Annotated in this window: 15 protein-coding genes; 4 read left to right on the plus strand and 11 right to left on the minus strand. The window is 40.3% G+C overall.

Translation table 11 applies throughout. The annotated features are described in order from the left end of the window. Nucleotides 1-10 precede the first annotated feature (10 nt). The 8 genes from rplI to BLR11_RS06445 form a co-directional block, all read right to left on the minus strand. Nucleotides 11-457 carry a 50S ribosomal protein L9 gene (rplI, locus tag BLR11_RS06410; protein WP_091649628.1) on the minus strand — a complete coding sequence of 149 codons (447 nt, stop codon included), beginning with the start codon at nucleotides 455-457 and terminating at the stop codon, nucleotides 11-13. Nucleotide 458: 1 nt separating this feature from the next. After that, nucleotides 459-2,465, minus strand: coding sequence for a DHH family phosphoesterase (locus BLR11_RS06415; protein ID WP_091649630.1), 2,007 nt, complete (start codon nucleotides 2,463-2,465; stop codon nucleotides 459-461). A 19-nt stretch (nucleotides 2,466-2,484) separates the two neighbouring features. Continuing rightward, nucleotides 2,485-3,447 carry a YybS family protein gene (locus BLR11_RS06420; RefSeq protein ID WP_245675103.1) on the minus strand — a complete coding sequence of 321 codons (963 nt, stop codon included), beginning with the start codon at nucleotides 3,445-3,447 and terminating at the stop codon, nucleotides 2,485-2,487. An 81-nt stretch (nucleotides 3,448-3,528) separates the two neighbouring features. Further along, nucleotides 3,529-5,190, minus strand: a complete 1,662-nt coding sequence (locus BLR11_RS06425) for a ribonuclease J (protein WP_091649633.1) — start codon at nucleotides 5,188-5,190, stop codon at nucleotides 3,529-3,531. Between the two features lie 319 nt (nucleotides 5,191-5,509). Further along, nucleotides 5,510-6,352 (minus strand): hypothetical protein, encoded by an 843-nt coding sequence (locus tag BLR11_RS06430; RefSeq protein WP_091649636.1) that lies wholly within the window; start codon nucleotides 6,350-6,352, stop codon nucleotides 5,510-5,512. A gap of 39 nt (nucleotides 6,353-6,391) precedes the next feature. Continuing rightward, nucleotides 6,392-7,192 (minus strand): bifunctional hydroxymethylpyrimidine kinase/phosphomethylpyrimidine kinase, encoded by an 801-nt coding sequence (thiD, locus tag BLR11_RS06435; RefSeq protein ID WP_091649765.1) that lies wholly within the window; start codon nucleotides 7,190-7,192, stop codon nucleotides 6,392-6,394. Between the two features lie 25 nt (nucleotides 7,193-7,217). Then, nucleotides 7,218-7,700: a phosphohistidine phosphatase SixA gene (gene sixA / locus BLR11_RS06440; RefSeq protein ID WP_091649639.1), complete on the minus strand. Its 483-nt coding sequence runs from the start codon at nucleotides 7,698-7,700 to the stop codon at nucleotides 7,218-7,220. Nucleotides 7,701-7,727: 27 nt separating this feature from the next. Beyond that, a complete protein-coding gene (locus BLR11_RS06445) occupies nucleotides 7,728-8,087 on the minus strand; it encodes an ArsR/SmtB family transcription factor (RefSeq protein WP_091649643.1) in 360 nt (119 codons plus the stop codon). 261 nt (nucleotides 8,088-8,348) lie between these two features. Between BLR11_RS06445 and BLR11_RS06450 the strand changes: the two genes are divergently transcribed. Then, nucleotides 8,349-8,873 carry a nitroreductase family protein gene (locus tag BLR11_RS06450; RefSeq protein ID WP_091649648.1) on the plus strand — a complete coding sequence of 175 codons (525 nt, stop codon included), beginning with the start codon at nucleotides 8,349-8,351 and terminating at the stop codon, nucleotides 8,871-8,873. A 136-nt stretch (nucleotides 8,874-9,009) separates the two neighbouring features. Here the strand turns inward: BLR11_RS06450 and BLR11_RS06455 are convergent, their stop codons facing one another. The 3 genes from BLR11_RS06455 to BLR11_RS14120 form a co-directional block, all read right to left on the minus strand. Continuing rightward, complete coding sequence (locus BLR11_RS06455; protein WP_091649650.1) at nucleotides 9,010-10,737, minus strand: putative bifunctional diguanylate cyclase/phosphodiesterase; 1,728 nt, start codon at nucleotides 10,735-10,737, stop codon at nucleotides 9,010-9,012. Nucleotides 10,738-10,903: 166 nt separating this feature from the next. Then, nucleotides 10,904-11,539 carry a methyltransferase domain-containing protein gene (locus BLR11_RS06460; protein WP_091649652.1) on the minus strand — a complete coding sequence of 212 codons (636 nt, stop codon included), beginning with the start codon at nucleotides 11,537-11,539 and terminating at the stop codon, nucleotides 10,904-10,906. After that, nucleotides 11,479-11,637: a hypothetical protein gene (locus BLR11_RS14120; RefSeq protein ID WP_176762893.1), complete on the minus strand. Its 159-nt coding sequence runs from the start codon at nucleotides 11,635-11,637 to the stop codon at nucleotides 11,479-11,481. The genes BLR11_RS06460 and BLR11_RS14120 overlap by 61 nt, the downstream gene beginning before the upstream one ends. 142 nt (nucleotides 11,638-11,779) lie before the next feature. On the opposite strand from BLR11_RS14120, the gene BLR11_RS06465 reads away from it, so the two are divergent. Genes BLR11_RS06465 through BLR11_RS06475 form a run of 3 tightly spaced genes read left to right on the plus strand, consistent with a single transcriptional unit; the run spans nucleotide 11,780 to nucleotide 15,090 of the window. Beyond that, the gene (locus BLR11_RS06465) at nucleotides 11,780-12,718 is read left to right on the plus strand and encodes an ABC transporter permease (RefSeq protein WP_091649654.1); all 939 of its coding nucleotides are present in this window, start codon (nucleotides 11,780-11,782) and stop codon (nucleotides 12,716-12,718) included. A 1-nt stretch (nucleotide 12,719) separates the two neighbouring features. Then, on the plus strand, nucleotides 12,720-13,529 hold the full coding sequence (locus tag BLR11_RS06470; RefSeq protein ID WP_091649657.1) for an ABC transporter permease: 810 nt from the start codon (nucleotides 12,720-12,722) through the stop codon (nucleotides 13,527-13,529). Between the two features lie 13 nt (nucleotides 13,530-13,542). Further along, nucleotides 13,543-15,090: an ABC transporter substrate-binding protein gene (locus BLR11_RS06475; RefSeq protein ID WP_091649660.1), complete on the plus strand. Its 1,548-nt coding sequence runs from the start codon at nucleotides 13,543-13,545 to the stop codon at nucleotides 15,088-15,090. Nucleotide 15,091 lies beyond the last annotated feature (1 nt).

Below are 15,091 nucleotides of genomic sequence, written 5' to 3' on the forward strand. Positions count from 1 at the left end.
TCAGGGTATATTATCCTTCCACAACATGAAGCTTTATAATACTTGTAATTTCCGGGTGAACTCGAATAACAATATCATGATCACCCAACGTTTTAATGGGATCTTTGATTTCTACTTTCTTTTTATCCAAATCTAAATCATATTGCTTTTTTGCCGCGTCGCTGATAGTCTTTCCTGTAATAGCACCAAAAATTTTTCCTCCCTCGCCTACTTTTACAGGAATGACAAGTTCAACCTTTTTTAACTGACTTGCCAATATAACCGCTTCCTCTGAAGCTACTTGAGCTTTATGCTTAGCTGAAGCTTGTTTTTGCTTGGCATCATTAATATTTTCTGATGTTCCCGGTGCTGCCAGCTTACGGGGTAAAAGAAAATTACGACCATAGCCTTCGGACACTTCGATGATTTCACCCTTTTTCCCTAATTTTTTGACATCTTGCAGTAATATAACCTTCATATTATTCATTCTCCTTATGTATAACTTCATGCAACGCATCGATAACTGCCTTCTGCGCAGCTTCCATCGTTGTATTCTTCAATTGAGCACCCGCAACCGTACGATGGCCGCCGCCGCCTAAAGTCTCCATGACCAGCTGCACATTGACATCCCCATCAGAACGGGCACTGATTCCAATGATATTATCCGGAAGTTCATAAAAACTAAATCCGGTATTGACATCATCAATATTGATCAGCATATCTGCCAACTGAGCTGCTACAATAGGTGCATTTTTTACATCTTTAGGACATACAGCGATTGCAACTCCGTCTTCCAATATTTGAGTCTGCGATAAAAGTCGTGATTTCATTTTAATCGTTTCTAAATCTGTGCAGAACAATTCTCTGACAATCTGCGGATCTGCCCCGCTACGGCGCAGATATGCAGCTGCATCAAAAGTACGCACCCCCGTCTGTACAGCAAAATTTTTCGTATCCACGACAATACCTGCATACAGTGCCGTTGCCTCAATTTTCTGCAGTTCTACAGTATCACTATAATATTGTAATAATTCAGTAACTAATTCGCTTGTAGATGAGCTTGACGTTTCCATGTACGTCAAAAGCGGCTGGCGAATAAAATCTGTACTGCGGCGATGATGATCAATAACCACTCTGCGAGTCGTTTTTTCCAGCAGTTTAGGGGCTACCGTCATGTCAGAACGATGCGTATCAACAATAAACAGCAGCGTCTGATCATTGCACAATATTTCAGCCGTATCTGCTGAAATAAATAAATCCTGCAACTCCGGAACATCCGCAATTTGTTTTTCTAAGCGCATAACGGCATTGCTTTCCTTACTAATGACAATATGCGCTGATACGCCCGTCATTTTCGCCATATGAGCAATACCTACAGCAGCACCGATACTATCATAATCTTCCCGTTCATGCCCCATAACAAGAACTAATGCACTGGAATCAATAAGCTCACGCATCGCTTGTGCTACTACACGAGCCCGGACACGAGTATTTTTCTCTACAGATTGCGTCTTTCCTCCATAAAAATGAGCAGACCCATCTTCCTCATACACAACAACTTGATCTCCGCCGCGGCCTAAAGCCAAGTCCAGCCCAGCTCTTGCTTTATCCGCCAATTCATTAAAATTAGACAAACCGTTTTCTACAATTTCCTTAGGAAACGTAGAAATTCCCATACTAATAGTAACCGGAATACGGTTCACCGTATGAATAGCACGAATTTTTTCCAAAAAAGAAAAGTTGTTATGCTTTAATACATCCAAAGCCTGCCGACTCAAGCAAGCTACATAGTTTTCATCTCCATAAGATCGGACAAATCCACCTAATTCCGTTAATTCATCCAATAAGCAATTATTAACATCCGCCCATAAAGTCGCCCGCTGCATATCAGACATGCCTTTTGCAACTTCCTCCAAATTATCGATTTCAATATCACAAAATACAGGCATGGCTTCAAGACAAGCAATTTTTTGCTTTTCTGTATCTGTAATATCTTCAAAGTAGAGAATTAAATAATTGCTGTCATTGTCTGAATCGGTCTGCAAATATTTATAAACAACACGATAATATCGATCATTAATATGCTCAAAAAAATATCCAAACTTTCCCCAAAACTTATCAATATTAAGATTTTTCATGATTCCCTGAAGCTTTTGGTTATCTTCAAAATCTCCAATCCAATCGCGGAAAACACTATTAGCCCAGCATAAACTCGACTCCATATCAACAATAGCAATGCCGATAGGTAGATTCTGAACAGCATAACTGGAAGCCTGATCGACACTCTGAGAAATAGCATCGAAAAAGCGGCTCATTTCCTGATTATGCTCCATAATGTTTTTACGTGTCAAAACGTATACTCCACCTATGATAATCAGAGCCAACAAAGCTACAATCCAGTTATACACGGCGATAATAAGAAGTAATATTCCAATAACCAGGATAAACGGCTGATCATATCGTTTCGCCAACATATTTCTAAACATTTCTTGCCTCCCGTATTTGTTATGCGGCGTTATGTTTTTTACGATAATTCATCGCCATATCGACGATACCGGCAACAAATACTAAAAATTGGAAAAGCGGAAATACAAACAATAGAATAACAATACATGCTTGACCTGCCGAACCAAGTTTAAAATGACGATCCAGCAAATATAGAACAAAGGCAATGCCTTGTATGCAAATAAAGAAAACGGAAAGTTGTTCCAGATTCAAACCGATAACGCTTAATCCATCTATTCCTCTGGATGTTCCCCAATATTTGACGACTATTGCCAACACATATAAGTATAGCATACTCCTGGAAATTTCCCAATATCGTACCGGTAAAAAAGGACGCACCGCATATCCAAGACGAGTTAAAATAATCTGTGCTACTCGTATATTTAAATAAGACAACATCGCCAATCCCAAACAAACCATAAGTGGAATGATTGCCGGCAAAAGACGTGCCACTTCCTCCATCTGCTGCCGCCCTTGTGCCAGTTGTACCTCCGACATCCCACTATCCTTATACGATTCAATAACACTATCCATAAGCATTTGGAATTGCCCGTTCAGTAACTGCAGCACATCGACATGAAGTACAATATACATGATCCCAACCAATACCACCAGCCCAACACCCAATGCAATTGTTACGCCAAATAACATTTTAGCCGGTGGCCAATCACTACGGAATCCCATGCCCAAGGCTACTCCTACACAGCAAAAAGTCACCATCTGCAGCAGCGCCGTAACAGGATCTATAAACATCCCCATAAGCGCTCCTACGATAACGCCCATCATAAGCGACCATCGCAGACCAAAGCGCATATGGATAATGGCCATAGGAACCGGTAGAATAAAATAGCCTATAATAGAAAAGAAAGGAACATAGTTGCTAAGCAGTGCTAAAATCAACATTACAGCAGCAAAACACCCTGCTGTCGTAACAGCTCTGACATTTGTATTGCGTGGATCCACAAAATTTTCCCCTTTCACTACGGCACGACAGCGGAGGCATTTACTGCCTCCGCTGTCGTATACCGAATTGGTTGTTAGCCATTACACTTCCATAATAATCGGCAATATCATAGGACGACGACGCGTTTTTTCAAACAAATACCGACTCAATGTATCACGAACTTGAGACTTGATAACCGCCCATTCACGGATATTGCCGGCTTCACACCGTTCCAGGACAGCCGCAACTTTATCGTGCGCTTCATTCATAAGTGCCTCGGAATCACGTACATAAACAAAACCACGCGAAACAATATCCGGTCCCGCCAAAGGATGGCAAGTTCCCTTAGCCAAGGTCATTACGACAATAACCATTCCTTCCATCGCTAATTGCTGCCGATCCCGAATAACAATATTACCTACGTCACCAACACCTAATCCATCAACAAATACGCGGCCAGCATTAACATGTCCTGCTTTTTTGCCCGAACGATTAGTAAACTCAAATACCTGTCCATTATCGCCAATCAGAATATGGTCTTTTTTTACTCCCATCATTTCTGCAATTTCACCATGTTTTTTCAGCATGCGATATTCACCATGAACAGGGATAAAAAACTTGGGACGCACTAAATTAAGCATAATTTTCAATTCTTCCTGACTCGCATGTCCCGAAACATGAATTTTCTTTTCTTTACCAGCTACTACATTAGCTCCCAATTTCATAAGATTATCAATCGTGCGTCCTACGCTCGTTTCATTTCCAGGAATTGGCGAAGCTGAAATAATAACAGTGTCCCCTAGTATAATGCTCACGCTGCGGTGATTGTTAGCAGCCATTCGGCTAAGTCCCGCCATGGGTTCGCCTTGACTGCCGGTAGTCAATATAAGAATTTGATCTGCCGGATAGCGATTCATTTCGTCCGGTTCAATCATAACGCCCTGAGGAACATCCAGATATCCCAGTTCAATCGCAATTTGTACATTATTGACCATGCTGCGTCCAAATACCGCGACCTTGCGTTTAAACTGAACTGCCGTGTTGATAGCTTGCTGAATACGAGAAATATTTGAAGCGAAAGTGGCTAAAATAATACGTCCTTTTGCCTCCGTAAAAGCCTTGCGAAAAGCCCCGCCAACAATAGTTTCGGATTCTGTGTATCCTGGCCGTTCTGCATTGGTACTATCCGACATAAGCAATAGTACGCCTCTGTGACCTAATTCTGCAAACTTATGGATATCCATAACCAGTCCGTCGACAGGTGTCTGATCAATTTTAAAATCTCCTGTATGAACAACCGTACCTACAGGCGTTTTAAAAAATATAGCGCTAGCATCGGGAATTGAGTGATTTGTGTGAATAAAGCCCACTTTAAAAGCTCCAATTTGGAATTCATCGCCATGATGAACCTCATTAAGTTCATAGTGGGTAATATGATTTTCCTTAAGTTTACCTTCAATAAGACCGCACACAAGTTTTGTTGCATAAACAGGTACATTGACCTCATTAAGCAGGTATGCCAGACTCCCAATATGATCTTCATGTCCATGTGTAATTACAACCGCTTTTACTTTATCCTTATTTTCAATAAGATAACTCATGTCGGGAATAACAAGATCAATCCCGAACATATCATCATCGGGAAAAGACAGTCCTGCATCCAAAACAATAATATCTTCACCGTATTGGAATACTGTCATATTCTTCCCGATTTCTCCCAGCCCACCGAGGGGAATTACTAATAATTTTTCTTTTGCCAAAATAGTATACCTCCTATACTGCTATATCCCGTTCCGGCCGCATTTTCAGTCAAGTATCCTCTGCACGCTTCATACTCCTGCTGCGACTATATCCTTACCAAATTATAACAGGCCGTTCCATCACACCGCTCGCAACCATCATGATGGCTCTGTCGCTCTGTTCTTTTCACGGACGTCAACGAAAAATATTTTAATTGTTCACTTATACCATATTTTACGCTATATGTCAAATATTATCTAGTCTAATCTTATTTTTTTGCCCGTAAAGCAGCATAGATTTTTCACGAATTCAAGTTTTTTCTCTGTTTCTCGTATGCAATTTCTAATTCCCCGTTGCAGCTGTCCGCACCATTTTCGGCACCGCTATAGAAATTCCGTCAGGAAGCGGTTTACTATCTATGGTGATTGTCATACTGCTCTGACCAATCAGTTCTCCAACCAACGCTTTAGCTTTTTCAGACCCATTAAACCTCGAAGCGACAGCATTGGCTACTGCCTGTACCTGATCAGTCAACAGTCCTTCGACATGAATAATACGTTTTGTTTTAGGATCAATCGTCACGACAAAAGAAATATCTCCCGCCTTCTGCAAAGCCTGTAATGCTTGCGCCGCTATCTCTGCCTGCTGTGAACTGAGTCCTTCTTTTTCCCAATTTGCCTTATCTGTATCATTATATATGCGGCGTGCGTCAAAGACAACTTTATACTGATTCAAACCAACGATATCCACTGCTTTTACACCAGACATAATTGATCGTTCCGTTCCAAACGTATCTGAAAGCGGGGCTTTGTTCTTCAATGGGTGTACCTGTTTGTTCCACAACGTCTTATCTTTTTGATTGCAGCCAGAATAAACATTCAGATGATCTCCGTCCTGTTCCACATATACAGTTGCAAAATGACTGTTCGTTTTATTGAAAGAAGACATCGTAACTACACTTTTAACTTTAAACGGTTTTTCCTGCAAATCAATTGTGTCGGATATGGCCATTGATGTTATGGGCATCTTCAAATTAAGCAGTATAACATACTCGCCCTCAGGATGAACTGCCATGGTTTGAACTGCTTCTTTATATGCGATATCCGGATTCGCCGCCAAACAGGTACTACTCATAAAGACCGCTGCTGCCGCAGTGCAAACCATCTGTTTATATTTTTTTCTCATATACTATCACCTCCTATACGATTGATATAACATGTAAAATTATAACAACCCAGCTTTTTTATACATTTCATAAAAATGATGAATCGGTCCATGTCCTTTGCCAATAGGTTCTGCATGCTTGATACCTTCAAACACAAATGCCTTAGCTTTGCCTACTGCCGTTTCCAGCTCCATTCCATTTGCCAAATTAGATGCAATAGCACTGGATAAAGAGCATCCGGTACCATGTGTACTCATGCTTTCAATATGCTGGCCCTTAAAATAATGGAAACCATTCCCGTCAAAAAGTATATCTGTAGCGTCAGATACACGATGCCCGCCTTTGACCAAAACAGCTTTTGCTCCCATTGCCGCAATTGCGCGGCAAGCCGCTTCCATATCAGAAAAATCATATATTTTCTTTCCTGCTAATACTTCTGCTTCCGGAATATTCGGAGTCAATACATCTGCCAACGGCACTAAAACAGTTTTGAGTACCTGCTCTGATTCCGGAGCTAACAATCGATGTCCGCTAGTTGCCACCATGACAGGATCAACAACAATAATGGGTGGTTTATATTGTTTTAATTTTTCACCAATAACACGAATTGTTTCGGGAACGCTTACCATCCCAATTTTCACAGCATCCACAGCAATATCTTCAAACACCGCTTCCAGCTGTTCCGCAATCAAATCCGGCGTTATATCCATATAATCTATGACACCTTGTGTATTTTGTGCAACTACTGCCGTAATAACATTCATACCATAACATCCATGGGCACAAAATGTTTTTAAATCAGCTTGCGCTCCCGCCCCTCCTGACGGATCAGTTCCCGCTATGGATAAAAGATGTTTCATTACCATTAGAAAATCCTCCTTGTATCTATAAAATCAAAGTTGCTGCTTTTGGCTGTACATATAGTAATAAATTTCCATATCCCAGCGATCCTGCTGTCGGATCATATTCAAAGATAGCTATACTGCCGGTTTTAAAGTCTATGGGTGTTCCCGTTATTTCCTTACTCCAATGACCCAAAAAAGGCTCATGACCCACAACCAAAACAACATCATTTTTCTCTTTAATTAAAACGTCTTGATAAAAGCTTCGCAAATCTCCCGCTGCAATAGACGAATGCATGTCCATATAAACAGCTTGGATTGCTCGCCCCATAATTATCGCTGTTTCACGTGCCCGAACCAGCGGACTAGACCAGATAATTGTATTTCCTGCAGGCCACCAGCGCTTTGCCAAAGAAGCCATAACCGTTACGCGCTGCCGCCCATTTTCTGTTAAATGTCGTTGGCTATCATTACTGCCATGCTTCAATATCTCTGCTTTGCCATGTCGCATTAAACACAAAAACATAGTTTATTCCCCATTTTTTTAGTATGACTATTCAGCCACATGTTCTAACCCTACCGCCAAAAGAGTAAAGACATGATTATCCGCTAAAGAATACCAAATAACCTTACCATCCCGTCGAAACTGTACTAACCGCGCATCCCGCAATATTCGCAGTTGATGAGAAACCGCCGATTGCCCCATCCGAATCTGTTCAGCAATTTCACATACACACATTTCACCCTCCATTAACGCGTGAAGTATGCGTAATCGTGTCGGATCCCCAAGTACCTTAAATATGGCCGCCAATGGCTGTATATATTCCTTGGGAAGATTCGGCTGCAATATAGTTTTTTTTTCTAATTCCACAATGCCGCAATATTTTCCGTGTGTATGTTCATGATTCACCATTATCGCCTCTATTTATCAAAAAATAATCATAATTCGCTGTTATCACGCAATCTCCGTCATTGTTATCTTATTATATCATAACTCTTTGCGAATATCCGTACCGCTACGAATTTTTTTATATTTTATCGTTAATTTTTACTGAACCTGTCGAATCTGTCGAATCTATAGATATATTTCTTTTATTTTTTTTCACATAAAATAATGCTATACTAATTATAGTGTATGGTATTATTGATTATTCCTTGAAAGGGGCTGACTTTTATGAATGAAACGATTCAAACACTACTTACCCGTCGGAGTATCCGCAAGTACAAACCTGAACAGATAAAAGAAGAAGAATTGCAGAAAATAGTCAAAGCCGGAACCTTTGCCGCCTCTGGCAAAGGACAACAACCCGTTACTATCGTAGTAATTCAAAACCATGACCTAATTGCTAAATTATCCGCTATGAACGCGGCAATCATGGGTACTAGCAGTGATCCATTTTATGGAGCACCTACTATCTGCCTCGTACTAACAGATACAAAAAAATCCGTCAACGCTTGGTCTGACGGCTGTCTCGTCATGGGTAACCTCATGAATGCTGCCGCAGCACTCGGCATTGGTTCCTGCTGGGTCAATCGCGCAAAAGAAGAATTTGAATCTCCAGAAGGCAAGGCACTGTTAAAAAAATGGGGACTTCCTGAACATCTTACCGGGGTCGGCCATTGCACTCTCGGTTACGCTGACTGCCCGCTTCCCGCTGCAGCCCCGCGCAAAGCTGATTTTGTAATATATGTAAAATAAAGTTACTATAATCAATAACAAACAGGAATGTACTCAACGGGTCCGTACCCTAGTCTCTTTTCATAAATGACCGGTTGCGGACCTTTTATAATATCTAACCAACTCCGCGCCTTGCAATACTTTCTTAATGATTCATTTACGAACGTATACAATTCGTTAAGTCAAAAAATGTTATTAAATATATATCTCCATTATTACGCATCCCCAAATAATGTGCCTGCGCATGCATCAACATAGAATGTCCATCATAATGGATGGAGTGATACGTAAATGAAACAGGCCTTTTCTTACATTTAGCCTGTTCCAAAGACTGCTGCACAATAATTTGATCAGCAGGTTGAATCGGATTCCATCCATCATTGTTTGTTGATAATGTATGCCGTCCCCAAATTTGTGCATATCCATGATTAGCCCATAGTAAGGTCAATACACTATTTTTAAGTTCATATAAACCCATTCCATTGAGTAAATCAAGCAAGGCCATAATTTTTCTGTCGTACGCCATTATTGTTTTGTAACAACTCATATTATAATCTATATTAATAATTTCTTCTGATACAGGCGGCGTATATTCATCCATAAAATGAAAAAAATCTGTTTCCGAAATCGGTTTCGAAAAATAGTACCCCTGCCCTGCATTGCAGCCTATATTCTTCAAATATTCACTCTGTTCCCTTGTTTCTACCCCTTCCATAACCGTTTCCAGATTTAGCCATTGTGCCATTTGGACAATACTTCCGATAATATCTCCCGCCCGCTGCGAAATATCCATTTGTCGAATAAACAACATATCAATCTTCAGTGTATCGACGGGAAGATTCATCAGCATATTCAATGATGAATACCCACTGCCAAAATCATCCATAAGAATATGAAAGCCCACTTCTTTAAGCTGCGTTAAAATGACACGCATTTGCCGTGGATCATCCATGTAGGCAGATTCGGTCACTTCCAGTTCCAATACGTGTGGTGGCAAGTCATATTTTCTCAATAGTATAGTAAGCAGCTCGACGATATCCTGATGATAAAAATCTACACGTGACACATTAACAGAAACCGGTACGATGGAACGCATAGCATCCAAACACTGCCGTTGATACCGGCAAACAGCTTCCCAAATATATTGGTCAAGAGCAACAATCATTCCATTTCGTTCAAAAAGCGGAATAAATTCGTTAGGATGTACTGTACCTAATTCATGATGAAACCACCGGATTAAGGCTTCCGCACGAATAATTTGTTTCGTCGAAAAATCATACATAGGTTGATAAAATACTTGGAACTCACCACGATCCAATGAATTTTTCATTGAAGCCGCCAGCATTTGGTCACGCCGCATTTTATCATGCATAATATTATCATATACAGCATATGGTTTAATTCCATTCGGAGTAACGGATTGGAGAGCCACGATAGCACAATCCGTCATCTCTTTGACCGTCATATTTTCATCATTTACCTTATATATGCCAAAGGTAAAATTAACATTGATATTTAAATCCAGTTTTTCCAATACCGCCTGACAATACTCAATGAAAGACCGTATATGCAGCCGGCCTAATGGCAAACATCCGACAAAATGATCCGAATGAAGACGCCCAAATATATCTCTGCCATGTGAGTCTCTTTGCCAGCTGCGGACAACCTCCCCCAGTGTTTTCAATACATAATCGCCGGCAGAGGTTCCAAAAAGCTCATTAACTAATTTAAATTTGACAATATTGCTGCAAACAACGATATATTCTTTCCGCTGATGAGTCGACAATACCTTTTCTGCTTGTGCAAAAAAATATTGCCGGCTGTAAAGTCCCGTCAGTCCATCGTATTTTGCAAATTCTGTTTGTCCGATAGCATCCGCCTTCACAACACATTCTCCATAAAAAAAACAAATGAATATATCTGTTCAGTAAAAACAAATATCTTGTTTACTATGTCTATATAACTATAGTTAACATTATATATGATGAAAAAACGTTTCGCAATTTGTTTATGTTTATTTATTTATTTTTATTATATTTCGTATGTAATTTTCACATATTGCAATATACAGGTTTATATCCGCACAAAGCAAATAATGGCAAGGTATCATATTGCATATCTTGTGAACAGTGTACCATGGGACGAATATCAGCACAATAGGAACAATCGACAAAGCCAACACGCTGTAAGCACTGTAAATCCCATTGCGGGCGATTTTTCTGACTAATAGAGAGATCTTTTTTTAAGTTCTCACATTCCCACAATATTTTTTTATCTAGCTTATGATGTACATTTTCTTTTTTTTCGGCTTCAGCTGCAAAATTAACAGATCCGTAATTAGAGTCAAAATTCAGCAAAATGCCCCCTGGTTTAAGAACCCGCAGCCACTCCGTATATGCGGCTGTCACATTGGGCAGATTCCACGTTAAATTCCGTGAAACAACTACTTCAAAAGTATTACTGGCAAAATCAAGTTGCTGCGCATTGCCACATTCAAAATGGATACTCATTTCATTGATCTGCGCCGCTTGTTCTGCCTCCCGCAGCATTTTTTCTGATGAATCAATTCCCGTCACACAGTACCCTGATTGTGCCATAAGAATAGCCAAAAAACCTGTTCCCGTTCCTACATCAAGGACACAGATGTCTTTTTTTCCGGTAAATAGGACGTTATAAAATTTTTCCAGGCTTGTGCATCAGGTCCTGCCAATTCTACGCGCCGTATATCACCAAACTCTTTACTGCGCACATTCCAATAATTTTGTACTCGCTTATCAAATTCCATGCTAATCCTCCTTCAACTTTACGTACTATTATACAAGAATTTTTTATTTTAACAAAATATATTTAAAACTGCCATTGACATGAAGCCCCCTCCATGTAATATGATAAAAGAATATGTTTTACATAAAGGAGTTTTTATAACAATGAAACATTATATACAAACCAGATTGCTCCATCTGATTCCCATACTTATAGGCATTACCTTTTTATCATTTGCACTTATGCATACAGCCTCAACGGATACAGTCGATTTACTATATGAGCAAAACGGCGGTGCTTCTCCTGCCGCAATCACCGCTCATAAAATTGCACTCGGCTTAAATAAAGATTTTCTTGGTCAATACAGTGACTGGATTTGTAATATACTGCAGGGAAACATGGGTACTTCATTTGTATCCGGGCAACCCGTATCATCGGTCATTATAGAAAAAATTCCTGCTACGATCGAACTGATGGTTATAGCTGTATTAATCACACTTTTTATATCAATACCGTTAGGCATGGTAACTGCTGTAAAAAAAGGCAGCTGGATGGATTATATGATTCGTTTTTCAGCTTTTACCGGCAATGCTTTGCCTGATTTCTTCATCGGTTTGCTGCTCCTTTATTTTTTTGCTGTTAAAATACCTGTTTTTTCTTTTTTGAATACTGACAGCAATACGGCTCCTATACTTCCCGCCCTGACACTGGCAATTGCAATGAGTGCTAAATATACGCGGCAAATACGCGGTATTCTGCTGGAGGAACTGCATAAACCGTATATACAGGCAGCTCGCATACGAGGCGTACCTTATTTCTATATTCTTACTCATTATGTATTGCGTTCTGTTTTAGCTCCACTGCTGGCACTTCTGGGAGTATCTGTCGGTTCTCTGCTGGGAGGCGCCGCTATCGTCGAATCTATTTTCCTCTGGGACGGTATCGGAAAACTTGCCGTAGATGCCATCGTTATGCGCGATTATCCTATTATTCAAGCCTATGTGATTTGGATGTCTCTTATCTACGTCCTTATTAATTTAGCAGTTGATATACTTTGCTGTTTTATTGATCCTCGCATCACGATTCATGAGGAGGGACATTAAGATGATACACACTGCTAAAAATTGTCGTTTTTTTACTCTTTTGTTACTGATTACCGCCGGACTTCTTTTTTCATTGGCAGCCGAATATATCCTCCCGTTTGATGCTTATAGTCAAAATTTATTGCAAGCGTTGCAACCACCAAGCGCGGCTCACCTGCTTGGTACTGATCGTTTCGGCAGAGACATGCTGGCTCGTACAATTGCTGGTGCTAAAATAACAGTATTCACCGCATTGATTATAACTTTTCTGGCAAGTTCTTTAGGATCTCTCATCGGTCTGTTTTGCGGATATCATCGCAACCGCCTAGTCACAATTCTTTTACGTCTTACGGATGTATTTTTAGCTTTTCCGTCCATGGTTTTTGCTATTGCTGCCGCTGGATTACTGGGTGGAGGTACGTTTAATGCAGCTGCGGCTATTATGCTTGTTTCCTGGCCGAAATACACCCGTCTGGTACGTACGCAAACACTACCTTTACGGCAGACAGAATATATAGAGGCCGCCCGCATGAGCGGTTCGTCTTCTTGGCAAATTATGTTCTTTCATATTTTACCCGTCATTGTCGGTCCCATTTGTATTACAGCAGCACTCGATATCGGTACCATTATTACTGAAATTGCAGGTCTGTCATTTTTAGGATTGGGAACTGCACCTCCAGCCGCAGAATGGGGTTCGATGATGAGCGGAGCTCGTAATTTATTGCAAACAGCACCTTGGACTATTTTTGCTCCTGGTATTGCCATATTTATCACAGTTTCTTTATTTCAGTTATTCGCAGATTCTCTGCGTGATTTTTTTGATATCCATTAAGCGAGGTATTTATATGAACAAAAAAACTATTTTTTTTACTGCTGCATTAGGAATTATGTTACTTTTATCTGGTTGCAGCCAAAATAATTCTGCAACAACTTCCCCCCACAGTGAAAAAATATTTCACTACGGCACTATGGCATATGGAACAGCCATGCAGGATGCCGGAATAAATCCTCATGATACATACTGCGGCTGGAGTACTGTCCGCTATGGCATTGGTGAAACATTGTTCCGTTTCAACAAAGAAATGAAAATTGAACCATGGCTGGCCGAATCTGCTAACCAACTAGATGATTATACGGTAAAAATTACTCTACGCAATGATATTACGTTTTCTAACGGCAAAAAAGTGACTGGGAATGATGTAAAAACATGTTTGGAAGATTTATTGAAAAAAAACGATCGTGCTCCGCATGATTTAAAAATCAAAAACATTATCGCAGACGGACAAACGGTAACCATTCAATCTTCTGAAAAAGTGCCCGCTTTACTTCATTATCTAGCTGATCCCTATGCAGCGATCATTGACATGACAGCGGGAGAAAAAGATCGAATTGTCGTGGGTACGGGACCTTATGTCGCAGAAAAAGTAACAGACACCGAAATTGATTTAAAGAAAAACGCTCATTATTGGGGAAAAGTGCAACCAAAATTAGATAAGATTATTGTCCGCAGCATTACAGACGGAGATGCGCTTTCAATGGCGATGCAAAGTGGGGAACTAGACGCTGCACAAGGTCTTCCTTATGCCAGTTTATCAAATTTTCAAGATACCAATAAATATAAAATCAATTCTGCCGCGACCTCCCGTGTATATCAAGCACTCATGAATTACAGGACCCCGGTTCTTCAAAATAACAACGTCCGCAAAGCTATTGCTATGGCAATTAATAAAGACCAATTTGTATCTGTACTATTAAATGGAAATGGCGTACCCGCCATAGGTGCCTTTCCTGACAATATGCCCTTTGGGCGCGGGCTTAAGGCTGCCCCGTATGATCCGGAAGCAGCACGCCGTCTGTTAGCACAAGCCGGTTACACAGAACGTGATGCTGACGGTTATGTATTAAAAAACGGGAAACCACTGACACTGCGCTGGCTTACCTACACCTCTCGGCAGGAATTGCCTCTTCTTGCGGAATATGCGCAATCAGCCTTAAAAGAAATTGGTATTAAGTTAGAGGTAAATGCTACCGATAATTATAAGGACTTTCTAAAACGAAACGAATTTGATATATATGCCAAGGCCATTGTCACTGCTCCCACAGGAGATCCTGAATATTATTTTACCTCTAATGTCATGTCTGATTCACCTTATAATAACGGAGCATATAATAATCCCGATGTAGACCACCTCTGCGATCAGCTGCGCAATACATTTGACACTAACAAAAGAAATGAATTAGCAATCCAGATCCAGCAACATATTCTTGATGATAACGCAATTATTTACACGGCATTTTTAAAAATGTCTTTTGTTATGAAAAAAAATGTAACTGGATTAGAAGCACATCCCTCAGACTACTATGAAATAACCCCTGAATTAGATATAAACTAAG

It is taken from the genome of Megasphaera paucivorans (genome assembly GCF_900103535.1).
GTDB lineage: Bacteria > Bacillota > Negativicutes > Veillonellales > Megasphaeraceae > Megasphaera_A > Megasphaera_A paucivorans.

Excerpts from the sequence above, each read along its gene's own strand:
- BLR11_RS06445 (WP_091649643.1), bottom strand. The coding sequence starts at position 8,087 with ATGGTGAATCATGAACATACACACGGAAAATATTGCGGCATTGTGGAA.
- BLR11_RS06450 (WP_091649648.1), top strand. The coding sequence starts at position 8,349 with ATGAATGAAACGATTCAAACACTACTTACCCGTCGGAGTATCCGCAAG.
- BLR11_RS06415 (WP_091649630.1), bottom strand. The coding sequence starts at position 2,465 with ATGTTTAGAAATATGTTGGCGAAACGATATGATCAGCCGTTTATCCTG.
- BLR11_RS14120 (WP_176762893.1), bottom strand. The coding sequence starts at position 11,637 with ATGGAATTTGATAAGCGAGTACAAAATTATTGGAATGTGCGCAGTAAA.
- sixA (WP_091649639.1), bottom strand. The coding sequence starts at position 7,700 with ATGTTTTTGTGTTTAATGCGACATGGCAAAGCAGAGATATTGAAGCAT.
- rplI (WP_091649628.1), bottom strand. The coding sequence starts at position 457 with ATGAAGGTTATATTACTGCAAGATGTCAAAAAATTAGGGAAAAAGGGT.
- BLR11_RS06465 (WP_091649654.1), top strand. The coding sequence starts at position 11,780 with ATGAAACATTATATACAAACCAGATTGCTCCATCTGATTCCCATACTT.
- BLR11_RS06470 (WP_091649657.1), top strand. The coding sequence starts at position 12,720 with ATGATACACACTGCTAAAAATTGTCGTTTTTTTACTCTTTTGTTACTG.
- BLR11_RS06475 (WP_091649660.1), top strand. The coding sequence starts at position 13,543 with ATGAACAAAAAAACTATTTTTTTTACTGCTGCATTAGGAATTATGTTA.
- thiD (WP_091649765.1), bottom strand. The coding sequence starts at position 7,192 with ATGAAACATCTTTTATCCATAGCGGGAACTGATCCGTCAGGAGGGGCG.
- BLR11_RS06430 (WP_091649636.1), bottom strand. The coding sequence starts at position 6,352 with ATGAGAAAAAAATATAAACAGATGGTTTGCACTGCGGCAGCAGCGGTC.